The 19104-nt window shown below is 63.2% G+C and carries 20 protein-coding genes; 14 read left to right on the forward strand and 6 right to left on the reverse strand.

Translation table 11 applies throughout. The features are described 5' to 3' along the window. Positions 1–18: 18 nt before the first annotated feature. The 3 genes from ABID19_RS04325 (at position 19) to ABID19_RS04335 (ending at position 2570) form a co-directional block, all read left to right on the forward strand. Positions 19–1413 carry a glutamine synthetase family protein gene (locus tag ABID19_RS04325; protein ID WP_354488212.1) on the forward strand — a complete coding sequence of 465 codons (1395 nt, stop codon included), beginning with the start codon at positions 19–21 and terminating at the stop codon, positions 1411–1413. Between the two features lie 135 nt (positions 1414–1548). Next, on the forward strand, positions 1549–2277 hold the full coding sequence (locus ABID19_RS04330) for an AzlC family ABC transporter permease (protein WP_354488214.1): 729 nt from the start codon (positions 1549–1551) through the stop codon (positions 2275–2277). Then, a complete protein-coding gene (locus ABID19_RS04335) occupies positions 2274–2570 on the forward strand; it encodes an AzlD family protein (protein WP_354488215.1) in 297 nt (98 codons plus the stop codon). Before ABID19_RS04330 ends, ABID19_RS04335 begins: the two co-directional genes overlap by 4 nt. A gap of 29 nt (positions 2571–2599) precedes the next feature. Here the strand turns inward: ABID19_RS04335 and ABID19_RS04340 are convergent, their stop codons facing one another. Continuing rightward, positions 2600–4444 carry an aminopeptidase P family protein gene (locus ABID19_RS04340; RefSeq protein WP_354488217.1) on the reverse strand — a complete coding sequence of 615 codons (1845 nt, stop codon included), beginning with the start codon at positions 4442–4444 and terminating at the stop codon, positions 2600–2602. A gap of 271 nt (positions 4445–4715) precedes the next feature. On the opposite strand from ABID19_RS04340, the gene ABID19_RS04345 reads away from it, so the two are divergent. Further along, the gene (locus ABID19_RS04345) at positions 4716–4901 is read left to right on the forward strand and encodes a hypothetical protein (protein ID WP_095483353.1); all 186 of its coding nucleotides are present in this window, start codon (positions 4716–4718) and stop codon (positions 4899–4901) included. Between the two features lie 34 nt (positions 4902–4935). Here ABID19_RS04345 and ABID19_RS04350 read toward each other — a convergent pair whose 3' ends face one another. Beyond that, entirely contained in the window at positions 4936–5808 is an 873-nt protein-coding gene (locus tag ABID19_RS04350; protein ID WP_354488308.1) for a 50S ribosomal protein L11 methyltransferase, read from the reverse strand. A gap of 62 nt (positions 5809–5870) precedes the next feature. Then, the gene (locus tag ABID19_RS04355) at positions 5871–6446 is read right to left on the reverse strand and encodes an SCO family protein (protein WP_352936794.1); all 576 of its coding nucleotides are present in this window, start codon (positions 6444–6446) and stop codon (positions 5871–5873) included. 208 nt (positions 6447–6654) lie between these two features. Here ABID19_RS04355 and ABID19_RS04360 point away from each other — a divergent pair, with 208 nt between their 5' ends. From ABID19_RS04360 to ABID19_RS04370, 3 genes are all read left to right on the forward strand, one after another. After that, positions 6655–7149 (forward strand): CreA family protein, encoded by a 495-nt coding sequence (locus ABID19_RS04360; protein WP_435528688.1) that lies wholly within the window; start codon positions 6655–6657, stop codon positions 7147–7149. Between the two features lie 108 nt (positions 7150–7257). Beyond that, positions 7258–7899 (forward strand): DapH/DapD/GlmU-related protein, encoded by a 642-nt coding sequence (locus ABID19_RS04365; RefSeq protein WP_354488221.1) that lies wholly within the window; start codon positions 7258–7260, stop codon positions 7897–7899. An 83-nt stretch (positions 7900–7982) separates the two neighbouring features. Further along, positions 7983–8411, forward strand: coding sequence for a low affinity iron permease family protein (locus ABID19_RS04370; protein WP_354488310.1), 429 nt, complete (start codon positions 7983–7985; stop codon positions 8409–8411). A 3-nt stretch (positions 8412–8414) separates the two neighbouring features. Here ABID19_RS04370 and ABID19_RS04375 read toward each other — a convergent pair whose 3' ends face one another. Continuing rightward, a complete protein-coding gene (locus ABID19_RS04375) occupies positions 8415–9281 on the reverse strand; it encodes an SDR family NAD(P)-dependent oxidoreductase (protein ID WP_354488223.1) in 867 nt (288 codons plus the stop codon). Between the two features lie 134 nt (positions 9282–9415). On the opposite strand from ABID19_RS04375, the gene ABID19_RS04380 reads away from it, so the two are divergent. Further along, positions 9416–9697, forward strand: coding sequence for a hypothetical protein (locus ABID19_RS04380; protein ID WP_354488224.1), 282 nt, complete (start codon positions 9416–9418; stop codon positions 9695–9697). Between the two features lie 200 nt (positions 9698–9897). Next, positions 9898–11106 carry an MFS transporter gene (locus ABID19_RS04385; RefSeq protein ID WP_354488226.1) on the forward strand — a complete coding sequence of 403 codons (1209 nt, stop codon included), beginning with the start codon at positions 9898–9900 and terminating at the stop codon, positions 11104–11106. A 9-nt stretch (positions 11107–11115) separates the two neighbouring features. Here ABID19_RS04385 and ABID19_RS04390 read toward each other — a convergent pair whose 3' ends face one another. Both ABID19_RS04390 and ABID19_RS04395 read right to left on the reverse strand, forming a co-directional pair. After that, a complete protein-coding gene (locus ABID19_RS04390; RefSeq protein WP_354488227.1) occupies positions 11116–12588 on the reverse strand; it encodes an MATE family efflux transporter in 1473 nt (490 codons plus the stop codon). A 125-nt stretch (positions 12589–12713) separates the two neighbouring features. Next, the gene (locus ABID19_RS04395) at positions 12714–13739 is read right to left on the reverse strand and encodes a LacI family DNA-binding transcriptional regulator (protein ID WP_354488229.1); all 1026 of its coding nucleotides are present in this window, start codon (positions 13737–13739) and stop codon (positions 12714–12716) included. Positions 13740–13931: 192 nt separating this feature from the next. Here ABID19_RS04395 and ABID19_RS04400 point away from each other — a divergent pair, with 192 nt between their 5' ends. From ABID19_RS04400 to ABID19_RS04420, 5 genes are all read left to right on the forward strand, one after another. Next, on the forward strand, positions 13932–14963 hold the full coding sequence (locus tag ABID19_RS04400; RefSeq protein WP_354488231.1) for a Gfo/Idh/MocA family protein: 1032 nt from the start codon (positions 13932–13934) through the stop codon (positions 14961–14963). Next, positions 14960–15868: a sugar phosphate isomerase/epimerase family protein gene (locus tag ABID19_RS04405; RefSeq protein WP_354488233.1), complete on the forward strand. Its 909-nt coding sequence runs from the start codon at positions 14960–14962 to the stop codon at positions 15866–15868. Before ABID19_RS04400 ends, ABID19_RS04405 begins: the two co-directional genes overlap by 4 nt. A gap of 104 nt (positions 15869–15972) precedes the next feature. Next, positions 15973–16986 carry a substrate-binding domain-containing protein gene (locus ABID19_RS04410; RefSeq protein WP_354488235.1) on the forward strand — a complete coding sequence of 338 codons (1014 nt, stop codon included), beginning with the start codon at positions 15973–15975 and terminating at the stop codon, positions 16984–16986. Positions 16987–17069: 83 nt separating this feature from the next. Beyond that, positions 17070–17867 (forward strand): ATP-binding cassette domain-containing protein, encoded by a 798-nt coding sequence (locus ABID19_RS04415; protein WP_354488237.1) that lies wholly within the window; start codon positions 17070–17072, stop codon positions 17865–17867. Then, the gene (locus ABID19_RS04420) at positions 17864–18913 is read left to right on the forward strand and encodes an ABC transporter permease (protein ID WP_354488239.1); all 1050 of its coding nucleotides are present in this window, start codon (positions 17864–17866) and stop codon (positions 18911–18913) included. The genes ABID19_RS04415 and ABID19_RS04420 overlap by 4 nt, the downstream gene beginning before the upstream one ends. Positions 18914–19104 lie beyond the last annotated feature (191 nt).

Consider the following 19104-nt stretch of genomic DNA (forward strand, 5'->3'; position numbering starts at 1 on the left):
TCTGGTGGAGGTTTGAAAGTGGAATTTGAGGACAGGGTCGCGGCGTACACGCCCGAGCTTAAGGCGTTGCAGGGCAAGCTGGCAGCCGATGGCGTCGAGTTCATCGAGATCCATACGGTCGACACGTCAGGCGCCTTTCGCTCGAAGATCGCGCCGCTCAAATTGTCGAGTTACGGCGAAGCGATCAACGCCATCCTCTATTGCGTCACCCATGGCGACGGTCAGCCGATGGGCGACGTCGCCTTCGCTTCGGCAAGCGCCAACGAAGAGAACGGCTTTCCCAACATCAAGGGCATCATCGACCCGGCGACCGTCGTCCAGCACGGCTGGAAGCCGAAATTCGCCTCCGCCATTACCCGCGCCTACATGCTCGACGGCACGGTCTGCCCGTTCGATCCACGCGGCGTCCTGGCCAAGGTCGAGGAGCGGATGAATACGCTTGGCTACGAAACGCGTTTCGCACTCGAATATGAGTTCGGCATTTTTCACGCCGACCATGATTTGATGCGTGCCGGCCGCTATCGCGAGTTGAAGCCCTGGGGCCATTCCCTGGTCAATTACGACCTGGTGCGCAGCGGCGAGTACCAGGATTTCGCTGCCGAGTTCATCACCCGCATGAAAAGCATCGGCATTGGCGTCGCCTCTCTGGTGACCGAATACGGCTTCGGCATGTATGAATACGCGCTGACGCCGAAGACGGCGCTGCAGGCGGCCGACGACGCCATGCGCGCCAAGCTGCATCTGCGCGAATTGTGTGCCGAGCGCGGGCTGGTTGCCACTTTCATGACTCGCTTCCAGCCGCCGGGCAAGGAAAGCGCTTGCGGTGCGCATCACCATGTCAGCCTGTGGCGCGACGGCAAGCCGGCCTTCGCCGCCGGACCAAGCCGGCTGACGCCGGTCGCCGAGCAATTCCTCGCCGGCGTGCTGAACCGGATGCAGGACACGCATCTCTTGTTTCGGCCGACGGTCAATTCCTACCGCCGCTTCGATCGTGGCGCATGGTCGCCGGAAGACGTCGCCTGGGGTTTTGAGAACCGTACCGCGCCGATCCGCGTCATCACCACGCCGAACGATGGCGCCTGCCGGCTGGAGCATCGTGCGCCTGGAGCCGACATCAATCCATATCTGTCAATCGCGGCGATCCTGGCGGCGGGGTGCGAGGGGATCGAAAAGGAATTGCCACTCGAAGCGCCGGTGACATCGAACCTGGCCAATCTTGACAAGCCGAAATTGCCGCGCACGCTCAACGCTTCGATCGAAGCCTTCGCAACGTCCGATTTCTGCGCCGAGGCCTTCGGCGAGACCTTTCGCGACAATTACGCCGAGAGCCGGCGCGCCGAGCAGGCTGCCTTCGACGCCTGGCAGGCATCGCATATCACCGACTTCGAATGGCAGCGCTATTTCGTCAGTTGAGGCGAGCGAATTTGCCGGCACTTTGTGCCTGGCGCCGCCCTGGCGATCATTTCGGCTGATCGTTTGGCTCAAGCGAATTGGTGTGACAAGGCAGGCGGCGCTACCTACATACGACCATTCCCGAGGGAGTGGTCAATGTCGGCGGAAGCAATCTCCGAAAACAGCGCGAAGAGCGATTTCTGGCAAGGCGTGCGGCTCTCGATGCCGGTCGTGGTGGCGGCGGCGCCGTTCGGGCTGCTGTTCGGAGCACTTGCCGTCGACAATGGTTTTTCGGTGCTTGAAGCCGTCCTGATGAGCGCCATGGTCTACGGCGGCGCCAGCCAGATGGTCGGCATCGAATTGTTCGGGCAGCATGTCGCGCCATGGCTCATCGTGCTGTCGATCTTCGCCGTGAATTTCCGCCATGTGCTTTATTCCGCCGGTATCGGCCGGCGCATCGCGCACTGGCCGCTGGTTCAGCAAGCGGTAGGCTATTTCCTGCTCACCGATCCGCAGTTCGCGGTGGCTGAACGTAAGGCGGAGGCCGGCGAGACGGTCGGCTTCGCCTGGTATATGGGGCTTGGTCTGCCGGTTTATGTGTTCTGGGTAACCGAAAGCGCGCTCGGCGCGATGTTCGGCAAGCTCATCCCCGATACGCATGCTCTGGGCATCGATTTCCTGCTGCCGATCTATTTTCTCGGCCTGGTCATGGGCTTTCGCAAACGGCCGCTATGGCTGCCGGTGGTGGTCGCAAGTGCTGCTGCCTCCATCATCGCCTACAAAACGGTGGGTTCGCCCTGGCACGTCTCCATTGGCGCGGTGGCCGGCGTGCTGCTCGCGGTCATCCTGCCGCCGCATCACAGTGGTGTCGAGGCGCGGCCATGAGCACGACCTTGTGGATCATCATCGCCGGTGCGATCGCCACCTATCTCACCCGCATCGGCGGCCATCTGGTGATCTCGCGCTTCGAAAATATCCATCCGCGCGTCGAGGCCGGGCTGAACGCCGTGCCGGCGGCGGTGCTGACCACACTCGTCGCGCCGGCCGCGTTGAGCGCCGGACCGGCGGAATGGACAGCATTGATCGTTGCCGGGCTGGTCTCGCTGCGCGGCGGGCTGATGGCGATGTTTCTGGCCGGTGCCGCTGTGCTGATCCTTGCCAGGCAGTTCGTGGGGTAGACGAATCCTGCTACACGCCTTTGCGAAAATCACGACTTCTGGTCGTGCGGCAGCGGCGCCGTCGCCTTTTCCAGCCAGGCCAGCGTTTCGCCGTCGAGCATTGGTCCGATCTCGGCCAGCACGCGTGCGTGGTACAGGTCGAGCCAATGCAGTTCGTCCCGCGTCAACAGGTCGGATTGCACCAGCCTGGTGTCGATCGGCGCCAGCGTCAGCGTCTCGAAGCCGTGCATGGCGATGTCGCCGCCCTCTACCTGCTCGGCTGGCGTCACCAGGATCAGGTTCTCGATGCGGATGCCGTATGAGCCTTCCTTGTAGTAGCCCGGCTCGTTGGAGAGGATCATGCCCGCCAGCAGCTTTTCGGTGCCGGTCCTGGCAATGCGTTGCGGGCCTTCGTGCACGGCCAGATAGGAGCCGACGCCATGACCGGTGCCGTGGGCGAAGTCGCAACCGTGTTTCCACAGCGCCAGCCGCGCCACGGCATCGATTTCGGAGCCGCGTGTGCCCGGGGGAAAGCGCAGCATGGAAATGCCGATCATGCCTTTCAGCACCAGCGTGAAGCGTTCGCGCATTTCCTCGGTCGGCTTGCCGATCGGCACGGTGCGGGTGATGTCGGTGGTGCCGTCCTGATACTGCCCGCCCGAATCGAGCAGGAACAATTCGCCGGACTGAAGCTTTCGGCTGGTGGCGCGGGAAACCCGGTAATGCATGATGGCACCGTTCGGGCCGGCGCCCGAAATGGTGTCGAAGGACACGTCGCGCAACGGCATCTGCGTTTCCTCGCCGGTGCTGCGGCGGCATTCCTCGAGCCTGGTGACGACGGCAATCTCGTCGAGCTTGCCGGGCTTCTGCCGGTCGAGCCAGCAAAGCAGCTTGGCCACGGCGGCGCCGTCGCGTCGATGCGCGGCGCGGGCGCCGTTGATCTCGGCCTGGTTTTTCGTTGCGCGTGGGATGCGGGCAGGGTCGGGCGCTGAAACGACCGTGCCGCCATTGTCCTCGACCAGCATTCTGAGTTTTTCGGCCGCCAGCACCGGGTCCAGCGCGATTTTTGCACCGCCTTCGGCCAGCGCTGCGATAGCAGCTTCGAATTCACCGGGCTGGTGCAATTCGGCGAGCTGCGTCAGATAGGCCGCGACGGTGCGCGAAAACTTGCGCCGGTCCATGAAAAGCTGGTGCGACCCATCGGCGGCGAGCACGGCGAAGCCGAGCGCCAGCGGCGTGTGGGGCACGTCACCGCCGCGGATGTCGAAGGCCCAGGCGATGGAGGACGGGTCGGTCAGCACGGCATGGGTGGCGCCATCCTTGCCGATGGCCAAGGCCAGCCGCGCCAGCTTGTCCTTGGCCAGTTCGCCGGCAAAGGCGATCGGATGGAGCTCGACTGGCGCCAGCGGTGGGCCGGGCTGGTCCTTCCAGATGGCGTCGATTGGATTCTTCTCCAGCGGCACCAACACCGCCCCCGATTTTTCGGCCGAAGCTGTCAGCGCTTTCACGTCGCCTATCGTCTGCAGCCACGGATCGAAGCCAAGCCGCACGCCCTTGCCCAGATTGTCCTTTATCCAGGTGGCGGGTGGATTGTCGACCAGGCTCTCGATCGAGAAGATGTCGAGATCGACTTCCTGGCGCACCTGTAGCGTGTAGCGCCCATCGACGAACATGACGGCGCGGCCGCCGAGCACGATGGCGATGCCGGCCGAGCCGCTGAAGCCGGTCAGCCATTTTAGCCGCGCCGAGCGGTCGGCGACATATTCGCCCTGATGCTCGTCGGCACGGGGCACGATGAAGCCATCCAGGCCATTGGCAGCCAGCCATCGGCGCAGCAACGCAATACGCGGCTTGCCGACAGCGGGGTCGCCGGCGGAATCAAAGGTCTGGAACATGATGGCCTCTCCTCGGATGCTGGCGCGACCGTAGCGTATGGCCCCGAAAATCGGAATCGACTTTTGCTGCACCGGACCTTCGGTTGGGAGAAAATCAGCGCAAGATCAAAGTGCTACAGCATCAGCCGCCTGACAATCGGCGGAATTTGGTCCAGCAGCATCGCTTTTGCGCATAGGCGCCATGCAGAATCGGCGATTTTCAAATAGGTCAGCAGAGCTTACCTTTTTGGAGTGGAGGAACGAGTCTTATTGCCTTGCAAAGGAGACCATCATGTCCACGATTTCAGCCAGACGCGGATTTTTCCGAAGCGCCATGAACGCTCTCATCGAAGCGCGCCAGCGCGAAGCGAGCCGCTATGTGAGCGGCGTTCTGCTTGGCTTTGACGACGAAACGCTGAAAGCACACGGCTATGATCGCGAAGAGCTGAGGAAGGCGGCAAGGTCGCCCTACGTCTGAGCGACTTGCTGCTTGCGCTTGAAGGCGCTGCACGTCACCGCTTGAGGTGGATCGTCACCCAGCCCTCGCGGTGCAACGTCCTGACATGGCGAAACTGCTGGCCGACATAGGCCGAGATCACCGCGTCGCGCTGCCGGTCGAGAATGCCCGACAGCACGATCGAGCCGCCCAAGACGACTTGCCTGGCCATTTCGGGTGCCAGCCGCATCAGCGGCCGCGCCAATATGTTGGCGACGATGAGCTCGAAGGGACCGCGCGCGGCAAAGATCGGGTGGTGGAAGCCTGGCGCGGTCACCGTTTCCACAAGCGCCTTGACGTGATTGAGCCGTGCATTGGCGGCGGCGACCTTTGTGGCGACGGGATCGATGTCGGTCGCCAGCACCGGGATGTGGGCGAGCTTGGCCACCGCGATGGCCAGTACGGCACTACCGGTGCCGAGGTCGAGCGCGTTGCGCGGGTGCTCGCGCCGCACGACCTGTTCCAGCATTTCGAGACAACCGGCGGTGGTGCCGTGATGACCGGTGCCGAAAGCGAGGCCGGCCTCGATCTCGATGGCAAGCTCGCCGCTGCGGCGCTTCCTGCGATCATGCGCGCCGTGAACGAAGAAACGGCCGGCGCGCACCGGCTTCAATCCCTCCAACGAACGCGTCACCCAGTCGATATCGGGCAGACGCTCGCGCGCAATCGGCCTCGACAGGGCAAGCCCGGCAAGAATCTCTTCCACACGCGCCTCGATGGCATCGACATCGCCGTCGGCATAGAGCGACACTTCGTGGATGTCGCGATCCTCATCGACTTCGAGGATGGCAATCGGCAGGCCCTCGTCCTCAAAGGCCGTTTCGAACGCCGCGAAGATACGGTCGGCCTCGATCTTTCCAGTGGTGAAATAAAGCCGCGTTTGGGTCAAACGATGTTCTTGCTTTAGCATGATCTTTTCCGAAAACCGGTCCCACTTTTCGGGATCATGCTCTAACCTTCCGCCAGCCGCTTGAGCTTGGCGATGGCAGTGTCCGAGCTTTCGCCGTAGGCGATGGTGCCGGCGAAATCGCCCCTGGCATTGAGCAGCAGCACCGACGCGGTGTGGTCCATCGTGTAGTCGCCGTTGCCGGTATCGACCTTCTTCGAATAGATGCCGAAGGATTTGGCCATGGCGTGGACCTTGTCCGGTTCGCCTGTAATGCCGAGGATGCGGTCGGAGAAGTTGCTGATATAGGCGTTCATGATTTCGGGCGTGTCGCGCTCCGGGTCGACCGAGACGAAATAGGCGCGCAGGTTCTTGCCGTCATCTCCCATCGTCTTCAGCCAGCCGGCCAGTTCGAACAGCGTGGTCGGGCAGACCTCCGGGCAGTGGGTGAAGCCGAAGAAGACGACGCTGGGGTGGCCGCGCAAGGCAGCCTCGGTGACCGGAGCGCCCTTCTGGTCGACCAGCGTGAATGGCGCGCCAAACGGCTCGCCGCCATAATGCCCGCGGTACCAGTCGAAGGTGAGCCAGCCGATGCCTGCTGCCATCAGGACGAGAATGCCGACCAGTATTGAACGCATCATCGTTGGTGTCCGTCGTGATTTCATTGACGCCGTACCGGCGCAGAGCCTGTTCGGCGAACACTCTTAGCGGTTTGATCTCGTGCGCGCAAAGATGTCGCGTTGCCGCAACCGGCTTTCCTGTCAAAAGGTGATCCGCTTGCAAAGTGCTGCCGCCCGTCCCACCTGAGGTCGGCAAAACTCGAACCGCAGGAGGCTAACCTTGCAAGGACTGATTAGGCGAAAACTGATCGGCGGCACGTTGGCCGCATGGCTTGTCGTCGGTGCTGGTGCGGCCGTCGCCCAGGAGGTCGGCAAGGTCGGCGTCGACTGGCTGGGCAACGACATCATTGTCGAGGCGATCAAGGATCCGGAGGTCGAGGGCGTGACGTGCCACGTCTCCTATTTCGACCGCGGCGTGATCGATCGCCTGCAGAAGGGCAACTGGTTCGAGGATCCGTCCGATTCCTCGATCTCCTGCCGCCAGACCGGGCCGATCACCATCGGCGACATCGACATGAGTGAGGCCGGCGAGGAGGTATTCAAGCAAGGTATCAGCCTGATCTGGAAGAAGCAGGTGGTGAACCGCATCTACGATAAAGCCAATGAGACCCTGATCTATCTGTCGCACTCGCGCCAGGTGCAGGACGGTTCGGCGAAAATGTCGGTCACCACCGTGCCGCTCTATGGCCAAAACGTGGTGTGGACCAACCGCAAGCCGAAATAGACTCTGGCAACAGGTGACGGATGATTGGTCCCGCTTGCGGCACCAATCGGCGACGTGACAATTGCTCCCGCCTTGCAGGAGCAATTGCGCTGACGTAAAGCCGCTGGAATGGATCGTCCTGAAAATCTTGTCCCCAAGGATTCCGAGCCGCGCATCCACCCGACCGCGGAGTTGAAGGCGTGCAAGCTTGGACGCTACGCCTCGATCGGCGAGCGGGTCATCCTGCGTGAAGTCACAGTGGGTGATTTCTCCTATTTCGAGCGCCACGCCGAGGCGATCTACACGACCATAGGCAAGTTCTGTTCGATCGCCGCCAACAGCCGCATCAACGCGCTGGAGCATCCGATCGAGCGGCTGACCCAGCACAAGGTCAGCTACCGCCCGAACGAGTATTTTCGCTGGCTGGGCGTCGACGCGGCTTTCCGGGAACGACGGCGGGCGCAATCCGTCAGCATCGGCCACGATGTCTGGATCGGCCATGGCGCGGTGGTCATGCCTGATGTGACCATCGGCAACGGCGCGATCGTCGGCGCCAATGCGGTGGTGACGCGCGACGTTCCTGCCTATGCGGTTGTCGCCGGCGTTCCGGCCAGGCAATTGCGCCAACGCTTCGCGGCGGACATCGCCGCGCGGATCGAAAGCCTTGCCTGGTGGGACTGGCCGGTCGAGAAACTGGCCAAGGCGGTCCCCGACATGCAGGCGCTGTCCATCGAGACCTTCCTAGATCGCTGGGAGCACGAGATACCCTGATCCTTGCGGGCCTATGAACGGCTGCGTCGGTGAAATCTCTCCCTGGAGGGAACCAGGAGCGGATGCTGGTTGTTTCTCCTGCCATGATAGAGAAGCTTTTCACCAAGATCGCCAACTATGTTGCGCATCTCGCCGGTCTGCCGTCGACATTCGCCGTCTGTTTTCTGATCATTGTTGCCTGGGGGGCAAGCGGACCGATGTTCGGGTTTTCCGATACATGGCAGCTCATCATCAACACCGGCACGACGATCGTCACCTTCCTGATGGTGTTTCTCATCCAGAACACCCAGAACCGTGATGGCGCAGCGATCCAGGCGAAGCTGGACGAACTGATCCGGGTCGGCAAAGCCAAGAACACCTTTATCGGCATCGAGCATCTGACCGAATCCGAGGTCCAGGAGATCCGCGAGAAATGTGAACGCGCGGCGAAGCGGCACGACCGGCAGGTCGCCGATACGGCCGCTAAGAAAGCCGCGGCGGAAAACCGTGGCTCGAAGAAGCACGCGGCGTAAGCGTCAGTTTTCCATGAACTTCGCGAAAGCGTCCTTGTGGTCCGGATGCCAGCGTGACAGGGCAGGGCGGTTCTCGATGATGTCGCCGATCGCCCAGGCCATGCGCTTTTCGTCCATCGGCCGCGTCGTCTCGTTATCAGGACACAGGATGTAGAAGTCGCGACGCACCAGCGCGGCCAGCATGAACTCGATCACCTGCTCGCCGGTCCAGGCGCCCGCGGGCTTTTCGGTCGCACCTTCGGTGAGACCCGTATAGGTGAAGCCTGGGATGAGCAGATGCGCCGACAGATAGGCGCCCGGCTCGTTGCGCAGCGCGTGCGCCAGGCCTTCGGTGAAGGTCTTCACGGCCGATTTGGAGACATTGTAGGCAAGGTTGCCGGGTGGCGTGGTGATGCCTTGCTTGGAGCCGGTGTTGATGATCAGACCCGGCGTGTTAGCCGCGAGCATGCGCGGTGCGAAAACCTGGACACCATGCACGACGCCCCAGAAATTGGTATCCATCAGCTCTCTCCAGGCGACGCGGTTTTCCCACGGTTTGCCGGGATTGTTGCCGACGCCGGCATTGTTCATCAGCACTGAAACCGCGCCAAAGGCAGCGAAGGCAGCATCCGCCAGCCGGTCGACATCGTCGATATAGGAAACGTCTGCGTCAACGGCACGAACAGCATCGTCGCCGCCGATCGCGGCAAGCGCTTGCCGGGCCTGATCTAGGCGCGCGCCGCCGATGTCGGCAATGACGGTTTTCATGCCCATGGCGGCGAATCGTTTGGCCGCGGCCAGGCCGATGCCGCTGGCGCCGCCGGTGATGACGGCAACATTGCCGGAGGCAAGGGTAGGCAAAGCGCTCTGGATTTCGGCGTCGGTGGTCATCGCAATAGTGTCCTCTTCGAGTTGTGCCGAATTTAACGCGGCGAGGGCCCCGCGCAAGTCCGCTTTAGCGTCCTCGGGTTGACCGCATCGGCAGGCGCTGCGCATGCTGTCCTGACAAAAAGGAGATTTGCTAATTGACCGATTGGATCGAGATCCTGAAAGAACAGACCGCTACCGGCGACCAGATGAGCCGCGAAGTGCCGCAGATGCTTTCCAATCCCGATATCAGCGAAGCGCAAGTGAAGACGCTGTTTTCGGCGCTCGAAAAACAGGCGGAGTTCGTTGAAAAGCTGCGCATGGCGCTGGAAAAATTCGGCCATGATTTTTCGGTGATCGAGGCAGCCGAGCGGCTGGAGGAACGCTACGCCGACCTTGCGGCCTCGGTGGCGGAAAAGCTGAAAGCGATGCGGGGATAGGAACGCCGGCGCTTTTGATCTGCTGTCCGGCACGGCAACCAGCATAAAGCATGACGCCTAGCGACTGGCGCGGAAGTCTGGCAGGGCGACATAGAGAACCACGGTCAGGGCGCCGAACCTGTCAGGAGCAGGTCCGGGCAGAGGGAACCCATGACGTGAAAAGGCGTTGGCGTCGCGATCCCGGACAGTAAGAGGTCGAAATGACGGTCAATGCCCCAGCCATGACGCGCGATCACGAACTCGGTGGCGCCGCCGCAATAGCTGCCGTTGCTGCGATGATCGCAGTTCTTTTCGCCGGCAGCACGGTGCTGACGCCGCTTTACGTTATCTACAAGCAGGCGTTCGGTTTTTCGCAGATCACGCTTACCCTGATCTATGCCGTCTACGTGGTGGGCAACCTGGCGGCGCTGTTGATGTTCGGGCGTTTGTCCGATGTCATCGGCCGCCGGCCGGCCGCCTTGGCGGCGATGATTGTGGCGGTCGTCAGTGCGCTGTTTTTCCTGTTCGCCGAAAATGTCGCGTGGCTCGACATCGCGCGGATTCTGAGCGGCCTAGGAATAGGCGTCGGTGCGGGAACCGGCACTGCCTGGCTTGCCGAGCTGGTCGCAGCCGAAGACAAGTCACGCGCCGCCATCATTGCCACCAGCACCAATTTTCTGGGTCTAGGCCTTGGCGCGCTGGCGGCGGGACTGCTCGCCGAGTATGCGCCGTGGCCGCTCAGGCTGACATTCGTCGTCTATCTGGCGGTGCTCGTCGTTGTCACGGTGCTGGTCTGGCGGACGCGGGAAACCATTTCACAACCGGGAAAACTGGCCGATGTCTCCATGCAGCCACGGCTCTCCGTGCCTGGTGAGATCCGCACCGGTTTCGTAGCGCCTGCGGTAACCGGCTTCGGCGCCATGGGGCTGGTCGGTTTCTACGCGGCGCTTGCACCGAGCATCCTGGCGCAGCAGCTCCATATTACCAACCATGCCGAAGCCGGCGCCTTGTTCTTCGAACTGGCGATCGTGGCTGCCGTCACCATACTGGCGACAACGCGGCTTTCGAGCCGCAGCACTATGCTTGCAGCACTTGTCCTGATGATCCCGACCGTCGCATTGATCGTAGCGGCGCAGGTCTTCGCTTCGATGGCGATCATGACCGCCGCGACTGCGTTTTGCGGCGTCGCGGCAGCGCTCGGCTATCGTGGTGGCCTGCAGGTGGTCAACCAGATCGCGCCGGCCGACCGCCGCGCCGAAGTGGTCTCAGCCTTCTTTATCTGCTGCTTTTGCGGCAATGCGCTGCCGGTCATCGGTATTGGGATCCTGTCGACAGTGGCAAGCCCGGCCACGGCAAGCCTGGCCTTTGCCGGCATGATCACCCTCTTTTCCCTGGTGGCGCTCGCATTCGGAGCCAGATATGCGCGGTGAGCCGATGGTTCAGCCGTTCGGCGTCTCGGGCGAGAGATGCGCGCGCTGGCGCGGCACGCCGAGACCAGTGTCCGGCGGCTCACCGGCTGCGGGCCTGTCCTCTATCATGTGCATGGTGCGCCAGCGGCCAAAGCGGTAATAGGCTGCTGCCAACGCGAGCGAGGTGATCGAGCCGACCGGAAAGCTCCACCACAGCGCTTCCTCGCCGATCACGCTTCGGAAGAAATAGGCGAAGCTGGTGCGCACCAGAAGCACCGAGATCACCAGGATGATCAGCGGCGGCATCACCGCGCCGGTGGCGCGCACCGTGGCGAAGAGCACGATGGTGACGCCGAACAGGATGAAGGACCAGGACGCGACATTGTTGATGTGAGCGGCGATGTCGATCGCGGCACTGTCGCTGCTGAGGAAGAGCCCAAGCACCGGGCGGTCGAAAACGAAAAGCAGCGCGACCAGCGCGCCGGTCAGGACGAGGTTGAAGGCAACGCCTGACATGGCGATGCGGCCGATGCGGTCCCAGCGCCCGGCGCCGACATTCTGCGCGGCCATCGAGGAGACAGCGGCGCCGATCGCCAACGCCGGCATCTGGACGTAGGTCCAGAGCTGCGCGGCGATACCGTAAGCGGCCGCGACCTGCGAGCCGTAGGAATTGACCATGCCCATCACCGTCAGCGCCGCGGCCGAGATCACGATCATCTGCAGGCCCATTGGCACACCCTTGAGGACGACGATGCGCAGCAATTTCGGGTCCGGCCGCAGCAGCGCGAGATTGGCGCCGGCCAGCCGCAGCGGATGCTTGCGCGCATAGAGCACGACCAGGATGGCGATGACACTGACCGTCTGGCCGATCAGCGTCGAGGTGGCCGATCCCGATATGCCGAGTTCAGGGAACGGGCCGAAGCCGCGGATGAGCAGCGGGTTCAAGATGATGTCGAGCACGACCGCCAGCGCCATGAAGATAAAAGGCGTGCGCGAATCGCCGGCGCCGCGCAGCACCGTCATGACGAAGGAGAGCAGGTTCATCATCGGCACGGCGACAAAGATGATGCGCAGATAGGAGCGGGCCAGAGGCAAAGCATCTGATGGCGTGCCCAGCGCATTGAGGATGGCGTCGACCCAGATCCAGCCGCAGACCGCAAGCACCACCGAAATGGCGAAGAAGAAGGTGGCGCTGGTGCCGACGATGCGCCGCGCCTCGGACAGGTCTCGCGCGCCGACCGATTGCGCAATCAGGATGGTCGCCGCCATGCCGATGCCGAACACGGTGCCGAGGATGAGAAACAGCACGAGATTGGCGTTGGATGTGGCCGTCAGCGCCGATTCGCCGAGGAAGCGGCCGACCCAGACGGCGTTGATCGACCCATTGAGCGACTGCAGCACGTTGGAACCGAGCACCGGCAGCGCGAACAGCAAAAGCGTGCGCGGTATCGGGCCGCTGGTGAGGTCGCCGGTTCGCCGGGGCGCGGGCATCTTGTCGTCCATGGCAGGCAGCTCGGCAAAAGATCATATGATTCAGGCCTGCGATGATATCGCAGGGTTGTTCCACACGCATCTCTTTCCAGGTTACCTCGCAGCGAAGGTATTACCCGAAAGGCTGGCCGGCACCATCAATCACTATCGCGCGCGATCAGCTCCAGCGGCCAGACCTCGCGGATGGTGCGCGGGCCTTCCTCGCCGGCATAGGCCGGAATCGAGGCCAGCAGCATTTCGGCCAGCCGTCGTCCCATCGGCTCCAGGGGAGGGCGGAAGGCGGTCAGCGCCGGCGAGAAATAGCCGCAGAGCGGGGTGTCGACGATGACGATCACCGCAATGTCGTGCCCCGGCTTAATGCCCATCTCGGCCAGCGCCTTGCAGCCGCCGAGCGCCATAGCGTCATTGTTGAAGATGATCGCGGTCGGCGGGTCCTTGCAATTCATCACCCCAGGCGTCACCTCGTAGCCGCCGGCCTCGTTGATGAAATCGGACGCAATCAGTTCGGGATCGACCTCGATGCCGTGCCGCCGCAACGCTTTGCGGTAGCCGGCCAGGAACAGATAGCCGAAGTTGAGGTCAAGCGACGGGCGGATGGCGGCAATGCGGCGGTGGCCGCGCGCAACCAGACGATCGACAGCGTCGGCCCCGGCCTTTTCGAAATCGAGGTCGAGCGAGGGATAGGACTTGCCGCCGGAACGGCTGCGGCCGAGCGTTGCGAAGGGGAAGCCGACGCTGGTCAGATAATCGATGCGCTCGTCCTCGCGCCGCGTCCAGGCCAGCACCACGGCGTCGGCCCTTCGTGTCTCGACGACACGGCGCAGGCGCTCCTGCTGGTAGTCGCCCGGCGCGCCCATGACGACGATGAGATCGAGCCCGCTTTCGGCGAGTTTGGCCTGCAGCCCGGTCAGGAATGGAATGAAGAAAGGTTCGCCATATTGCTGATCGCCGGGATGCGGCTGCAGCATGAAGGCGATCGAATGGGTCGAGCCGCGCCGCAGGCTGCGGCCGGACTGGTTGGGCGAATAGTTCAGCTTTGCCGCCGCATCGAGCACGCGCTGGCGTGTATCGGCGTTGACGTCGGCGCGACCGTTGAGCGCGCGCGACACGGTGCCGATCGAAATGTTCAGGTGACGTGCAAGGTCGTGAATGCTGGACGCCAAAGGACAGGTCTCCCCCTTTCCTGGCTAGCACCGGCAGCCGCACAGGCCAAGGATAAAGACGGTTTTTCGCGAACCGCCGATTGACATTCTACGTCATCGGGTGTGTTGTCGTAAACGTTTACGGAAAAACGTTTACGGCCATGCCGTGAATGCCGTGACTTCGGTCTGGAGGGACCGAACGGGAGGAGTCGGATGATGGATGTCGTCCTGGTCGGCTGCGGCGCGATGAGCAAGCAATGGCTCGATGCCGCAAGGCAGGTTGAAGGGCTCAGGATTATCGGCCTTGTCGATCTCGATGCCGAGCGGGCGAAGGCGCGGGCGCACGAATACGAGCTCTCAGGCGCCATCATCGGAACCAATCTCGACGCGGTGCTCGACCAGACCAAACCGCAAGCGGTGTTCGATGTCGTGGTTCCCGCGGCCCGGCGCGATGTCGCGCTTTCCGCCTTTGCGCATCACTGTCATCTGCTCACCGAAAAGCCGCTGGCCGACAGTCCTGACAATGCGCGCGCCATCGTCGAGGCGGCGCGCAAAGCCGGGCGCGTCCACGCTGTCGTCCAGAACCGCCGCTATGTCGCCAATATCAGGCGCATCAGGCGCTTTCTCTCCTCCGGAGCCATCGGCGCGCCAACCAGCATCCATGCCGACTTCTTCGTCGCGCCGCATTTCGGCGGCTTTCGCGAGGAGATGGCCCATGTCCTGCTGCTCGACATGGCGATCCACACGTTCGATGCGGCTCGTTACATGGTCGGCGGCGAGCCGGTGAGCGTCTATTGCCAGGAATGGGAGCCGGCCAATTCCTGGTACCAGCAGGGGTCGTCGGCCAGCGCCGTCTTCGATCTCGGGCGCGGCAGACTGTTCACCTATGCCGGCTCGTGGTGCGCTGCCGGCTTCCGCACCAGCTGGGAAGGTAGCTGGCGCATCGTCGCCGAGCGCGGCAGCCTGATCTGGGATGGCCATGACGATCTGAAGGCAGAGGTCGCGCTGCCGGTTCGCGATGGGCTTTTCGACAAGACCGAGCCGGTCGTCGTGCCGCCCCTCGATCCCGCTGATCGCGTCGACGGCCATCTCGGCATCATCAGGGATTTCATGCACGCCGTCGAAACCGGCAGCGAGCCGGAAACGCGCGGCTCAGACAACATCAAAAGCCTGGCCATGGTTTTTGGTGCGATAGAGAGCGCTGAGACCGGGCGCCGCGTGGCGATCGCACAGGATTTACAATGACGCCAAACCCGCTTCTCGACATCAGGATCGGCACCATGGTGCGGGCCAATCTCGACGACCCTGCAGCCTATATCAAGGCGATCCTGCCGCTCGGCTTCGAGAGCATCCAGCCCTTCTTCTGGCAGACGCTGGGCGACAAGGATCTGCCAAGGCTCGCCGGCCAGATCCGCGACGCCATCGGCGATGCCGACGTCATCGTCTCGTCGCTCGGCGTGTTCGGCAATCCGCTGGAGAGCGGCGATGTCGATCAGGGCGTGCTGAAGGCCTGGGAAACCGTCATCGACAATGCGCATTTGTTTGGAACCAGCATGGTCAGCGGTTTCACCGGCCGCATCCGCGGCAAACCGCTGCCCGACAGCCTGCCGCGCTTCCGCGAGGTCTGGGGGAAGCTGGCCAAGCGCGCCGCCGACAAGGGTGTGCGCATCGCCTTCGAGAATTGCGCCATGGACGGCAACTGGGCCAGCGGCGATTGGAACATCGCCCACAATCCGGATGCCTGGGAGCTGATGTTCAACGAATTGCCCGATGAGAATCTAGGACTGGAATGGGAGCCCTGCCACCAGCTCGTCTATCTGATCGACCCGATGCCGCAGATCCGCAAATGGGCGCCGCGCATCTTCCATGTCCACGGCAAGGACGCGACGGTGCGCTGGGACGTGATCCGCGAGCATGGCGTGTTCGGCCGGCTGCCATTCGTGCAGATGCGCACGCCGGGCTTCGGCGACAGCGACTGGACGCGGGTGATCAGCGAATTGCGGCTCGCCGGTTACAAGGGGGCCATCGACATCGAGGGCTGGCACGACCCGGTCTATCGCGGCGACCTCGAGGTTACGGGCCAGGCGCGGGCGCTGGATTATCTCAAGCAATGCCGGGGAGGTGCCAGCTACCTGCCAAATCCGGTTTGAGGATGGGCTGGCGGGAGGGGCCGGCCAATGAAGCATTGCGGCGAAAAGCCGAAGCATTCGTCGAAACCCCTCGGCTTGCGAGGGAACAATGGGAGGATAAGTGCATGAGCATCGCGATGAGAACGACAGTTCTGCGCTCGACCGTCGTGGCCGCCGCCACGGCGCTCGCTGCCGCAATCTCCACTATGCCGGCGCAGGCGCTCGACGCCCAATGGTGCAAGGATGTCCACATCCGCTTCTTCGTCGGCGGCGCCGAGGGCGACGCCTTCGGCACCATCGTCTACAATGGCGCCAAGCAGGCTGCGGCCGATCTTGGGCCCAAGGTCGATTACATCTTTTCCCAGTGGGACGTCGAGAAGATGGTGCAGCAATTGCGCGAAGCCGTCGCCGTGAAGCCCAACGGCATCGCCATGATGGGCCATCCGGGCGACGCTTCGATCATGCCGCTGGCCGAACAGGCGCACAAGGACGGCATCAAGATGATGTACCAGAACGTGCCGGTGCCGAAAGTGGTGGAAGCGTTTGGCGGCGGCTATGTCGGCGCCCAACAGGAACAGCAGGGCCGTGCGCTCGGCGCCGAAGCGTTCAAGCTGGCCGGGCTCAAGGCCGGCGACAAGGCGATCATGATCGGTCCGTTCGAGAACGAGGCCCGCGGCGCGCGCGAGCGCGGCACGGTCGCTGCACTCAAGGAGGCGGGCGTCGAGGTCATCCAGCTCTCCTCGCCGCCAAGCGGCGAATGGGCTTCCGACCCCAATCTGGCGATTCCGGTGATCACCGCGGCACTTCTCAACAATCCCGACGTCAAGGCGGTTGGCTATCCCGGCGGACAGATGCTGGGCAACGTCCCGACTTACATGCAAGCAGCGGGAAGGAAGCCGGGCGACATCTTCAACTTCGGCTTCGACACCAGCCCGCAGATCGTCGAGGGCTTCAAGGGCGGCTGGGTGCAACTGACGGCCGACCAGCAGCCGTTCCTGCAAGGCTATCTACCGATCCTGAGCCTTTGCCAGCAGGTGGTGCTTGGGCTGGCGCCGATGAATGTCGACACCGGCGCCGGCTTCGTCACGCCGCAGAATTACGAGATCGTCGCCGAGCTGGCCAAGCAGGCGCTGCGCTGACCTCCCAAGCCGTCGGCCGGGATTTAGCCCGGCCGGCGGGGCCGCTGGCGAGAACGCCGGCACGAAATCGAGCGAGGATCGCCATGGCCGAACGCATCATCGAATTGCGCGACATCAGCAAGTCCTACGGTCAGGTCTATGCGCTGGGCGGGGTCAATCTCAGCGTCGACCGTGGTGAGGTGGTCGGCCTGATCGGCGACAATGGCGCCGGCAAATCGACGCTGATCAAGATCCTGTCCGGCGTGGTCAAGCCGACCAGCGGCGAGATCCTCGTCCGTGGCACGCCGGTGACCGGATGGAGTGCGGCGCGCTCGCGCGACGCCGGCATCGAGACGGTGTTCCAGGATCGGGCGCTCGCCGTCCAGCAGACGATCGTGCGCAACATCTTCATGGGCCGTGAGCTCACCGGCTTTATGGGCTGGCTGAAGGTCAACGAGGAGATCCAGGAGGCGAGCCGGCTGATGCGCGAGATCGGCTTCACCTCGAAAGTGTTCACGCCGCACTCGATCGTCGGCCAGCTCTCGGGCGGCGAACGCCAGGGCGTGGCGATCGCGCGGGCCATCTATAAGAAGGCGGAGCTGATCGTCCTCGACGAACCGACGACCGCGCTGTCGCTGACCGAGACCGCCAAGGTCTTCCATTTCGTGCGCCAGGTGCGGGCGAGCGGCCGCTCGATCCTGTTCATCGGTCACAACATCCACCATGTCTTCGACATTGCCGACCGCTTCGTGGTGCTGGACCGCGGCAAGGTCGCACTCACCACCGACCGCAGCGAGGTCAAGTCGGCCGAAGACCTGATCAACTTCATGGAAGACGTGGCGCATCCAGGCGGCTTGCCCGGCTTGCACGACGCCGGCGATGCGGGGAGGGCAGCGCGATGAGCAAGACCATGGAACCCGATCTGCAAAGCCCTCTCGGGGGCACGCATGGCGAAGCCTCCGGGAAAGAATGGAGACACCCATCCGACAATTGGCTGCGCGGCTTCATCCTCGACAACCGCGCCGCGCTCGGCACGCTTGCCGTGTTCATCGTCATGATGGCGGTGTTCATGATCGCCAACCCGGTCGTCTTCACCACCTGGTATCTCTACAGCTCCGTGCTGACCACGTTGCCGGTGGCGCTGTTCGTGGTGGTGCCGCTGGTCTTCGTCGTCACCTGCGGCGAGATCGACCTGTCGTTTCCGGCGACGATGGGTTTTGCCTCATGGGTGTTCGCGCTGGTGGTGCAGGCCGGCTACGACCCGTTCCTCGGCATCGCCGCCGCCATCGCCACCGGAACGCTGCTCGGCTTCCTAGTGGGGTCGCTGGTGGTCTATGGCGGGCTGTCGTCGCTGATCGCGACGCTCGGCATGAACTTCCTGTTGCGCGGTCTGATCCAGATCATCAACGAGGGCAAATCGACGGCACTGACCAACCTCGCCGACAGCTGGGCCTACAAGATCTTCTCCAGCCAGATCTACGGCATCCCGGTGCAGATCTTCTGGGCCATCGCCTTCGTTGTGCTGTCAGCGCTGCTCTACAACAGGCATCGCTTCGGCGCGCAGGTGAGGGTGGTCGGCGATAACCCCGACAGCGCCCAGCAGATGGGCATCGACGTGAAGCGCGTGCGGGTCAAAGTGTTCGTCTTCGTCGGCATCGGTGCCGCGATCGCCGGCACGTTTTCGGTGATGATCAACTTCACCTGGTGGCCCACGGCCGGCGACGGCTATCTGTTGCCGGTGCTGGCCTCGGTGTTCGTCGGCGGCACGCCGACCTGGGGTGGCATCGGCACCGTGGTCGGAGGCGCGATCGGCGCGGTCACCGTGTCGTTCATTCAGACTGGCGTCGTCGCGGCGGGCCTGAGCGGCTTCTATGTGCAGTTCTTCAACGGCCTGATCATCATCCTGTCGCTGCTCGGGCACAAATGGAACCAGGCGCGGTATCGGTGAGGGCGACAGCCGAGTCCGCTTAAACGGCCACTACAGGCCCGGCCGCCGCGGCCGGACTTGCAGTCTCGAATACGACTGGCAATCCGGGTCCGCCTGACTAGGGTCCGGACTCAATTGAGCCACCAAGTTATTGCGGCGGCGAGGAGGATGCCAGCAAGGAAGTTCCTGGCGAGCTTGTCGTATCGGGTGGC

The sequence above is a fragment of the Mesorhizobium robiniae genome (assembly GCF_040545535.1).
Lineage (GTDB): Bacteria > Pseudomonadota > Alphaproteobacteria > Rhizobiales > Rhizobiaceae > Mesorhizobium > Mesorhizobium robiniae.

What these genes read in the sequence shown, in the direction of transcription:
- ABID19_RS04335 (WP_354488215.1), top strand. Translation starts at nt 2,274, where the DNA reads ATGAGCACGACCTTGTGGATCATCATCGCCGGTGCGATCGCCACCTAT.
- ABID19_RS04410 (WP_354488235.1), top strand. Translation starts at nt 15,973, where the DNA reads ATGAGCATCGCGATGAGAACGACAGTTCTGCGCTCGACCGTCGTGGCC.
- ABID19_RS04420 (WP_354488239.1), top strand. Translation starts at nt 17,864, where the DNA reads ATGAGCAAGACCATGGAACCCGATCTGCAAAGCCCTCTCGGGGGCACG.
- ABID19_RS04405 (WP_354488233.1), top strand. Translation starts at nt 14,960, where the DNA reads ATGACGCCAAACCCGCTTCTCGACATCAGGATCGGCACCATGGTGCGG.
- ABID19_RS04385 (WP_354488226.1), top strand. Translation starts at nt 9,898, where the DNA reads ATGACGGTCAATGCCCCAGCCATGACGCGCGATCACGAACTCGGTGGC.
- ABID19_RS04375 (WP_354488223.1), bottom strand. Translation starts at nt 9,281, where the DNA reads ATGACCACCGACGCCGAAATCCAGAGCGCTTTGCCTACCCTTGCCTCC.
- ABID19_RS04365 (WP_354488221.1), top strand. Translation starts at nt 7,258, where the DNA reads ATGGATCGTCCTGAAAATCTTGTCCCCAAGGATTCCGAGCCGCGCATC.
- ABID19_RS04415 (WP_354488237.1), top strand. Translation starts at nt 17,070, where the DNA reads ATGGCCGAACGCATCATCGAATTGCGCGACATCAGCAAGTCCTACGGT.
- ABID19_RS04390 (WP_354488227.1), bottom strand. Translation starts at nt 12,588, where the DNA reads ATGGACGACAAGATGCCCGCGCCCCGGCGAACCGGCGACCTCACCAGC.
- ABID19_RS04340 (WP_354488217.1), bottom strand. Translation starts at nt 4,444, where the DNA reads ATGTTCCAGACCTTTGATTCCGCCGGCGACCCCGCTGTCGGCAAGCCG.
- ABID19_RS04400 (WP_354488231.1), top strand. Translation starts at nt 13,932, where the DNA reads ATGATGGATGTCGTCCTGGTCGGCTGCGGCGCGATGAGCAAGCAATGG.
- ABID19_RS04330 (WP_354488214.1), top strand. Translation starts at nt 1,549, where the DNA reads ATGTCGGCGGAAGCAATCTCCGAAAACAGCGCGAAGAGCGATTTCTGG.
- ABID19_RS04345 (WP_095483353.1), top strand. Translation starts at nt 4,716, where the DNA reads ATGTCCACGATTTCAGCCAGACGCGGATTTTTCCGAAGCGCCATGAAC.
- ABID19_RS04355 (WP_352936794.1), bottom strand. Translation starts at nt 6,446, where the DNA reads ATGATGCGTTCAATACTGGTCGGCATTCTCGTCCTGATGGCAGCAGGC.
- ABID19_RS04370 (WP_354488310.1), top strand. Translation starts at nt 7,983, where the DNA reads ATGATAGAGAAGCTTTTCACCAAGATCGCCAACTATGTTGCGCATCTC.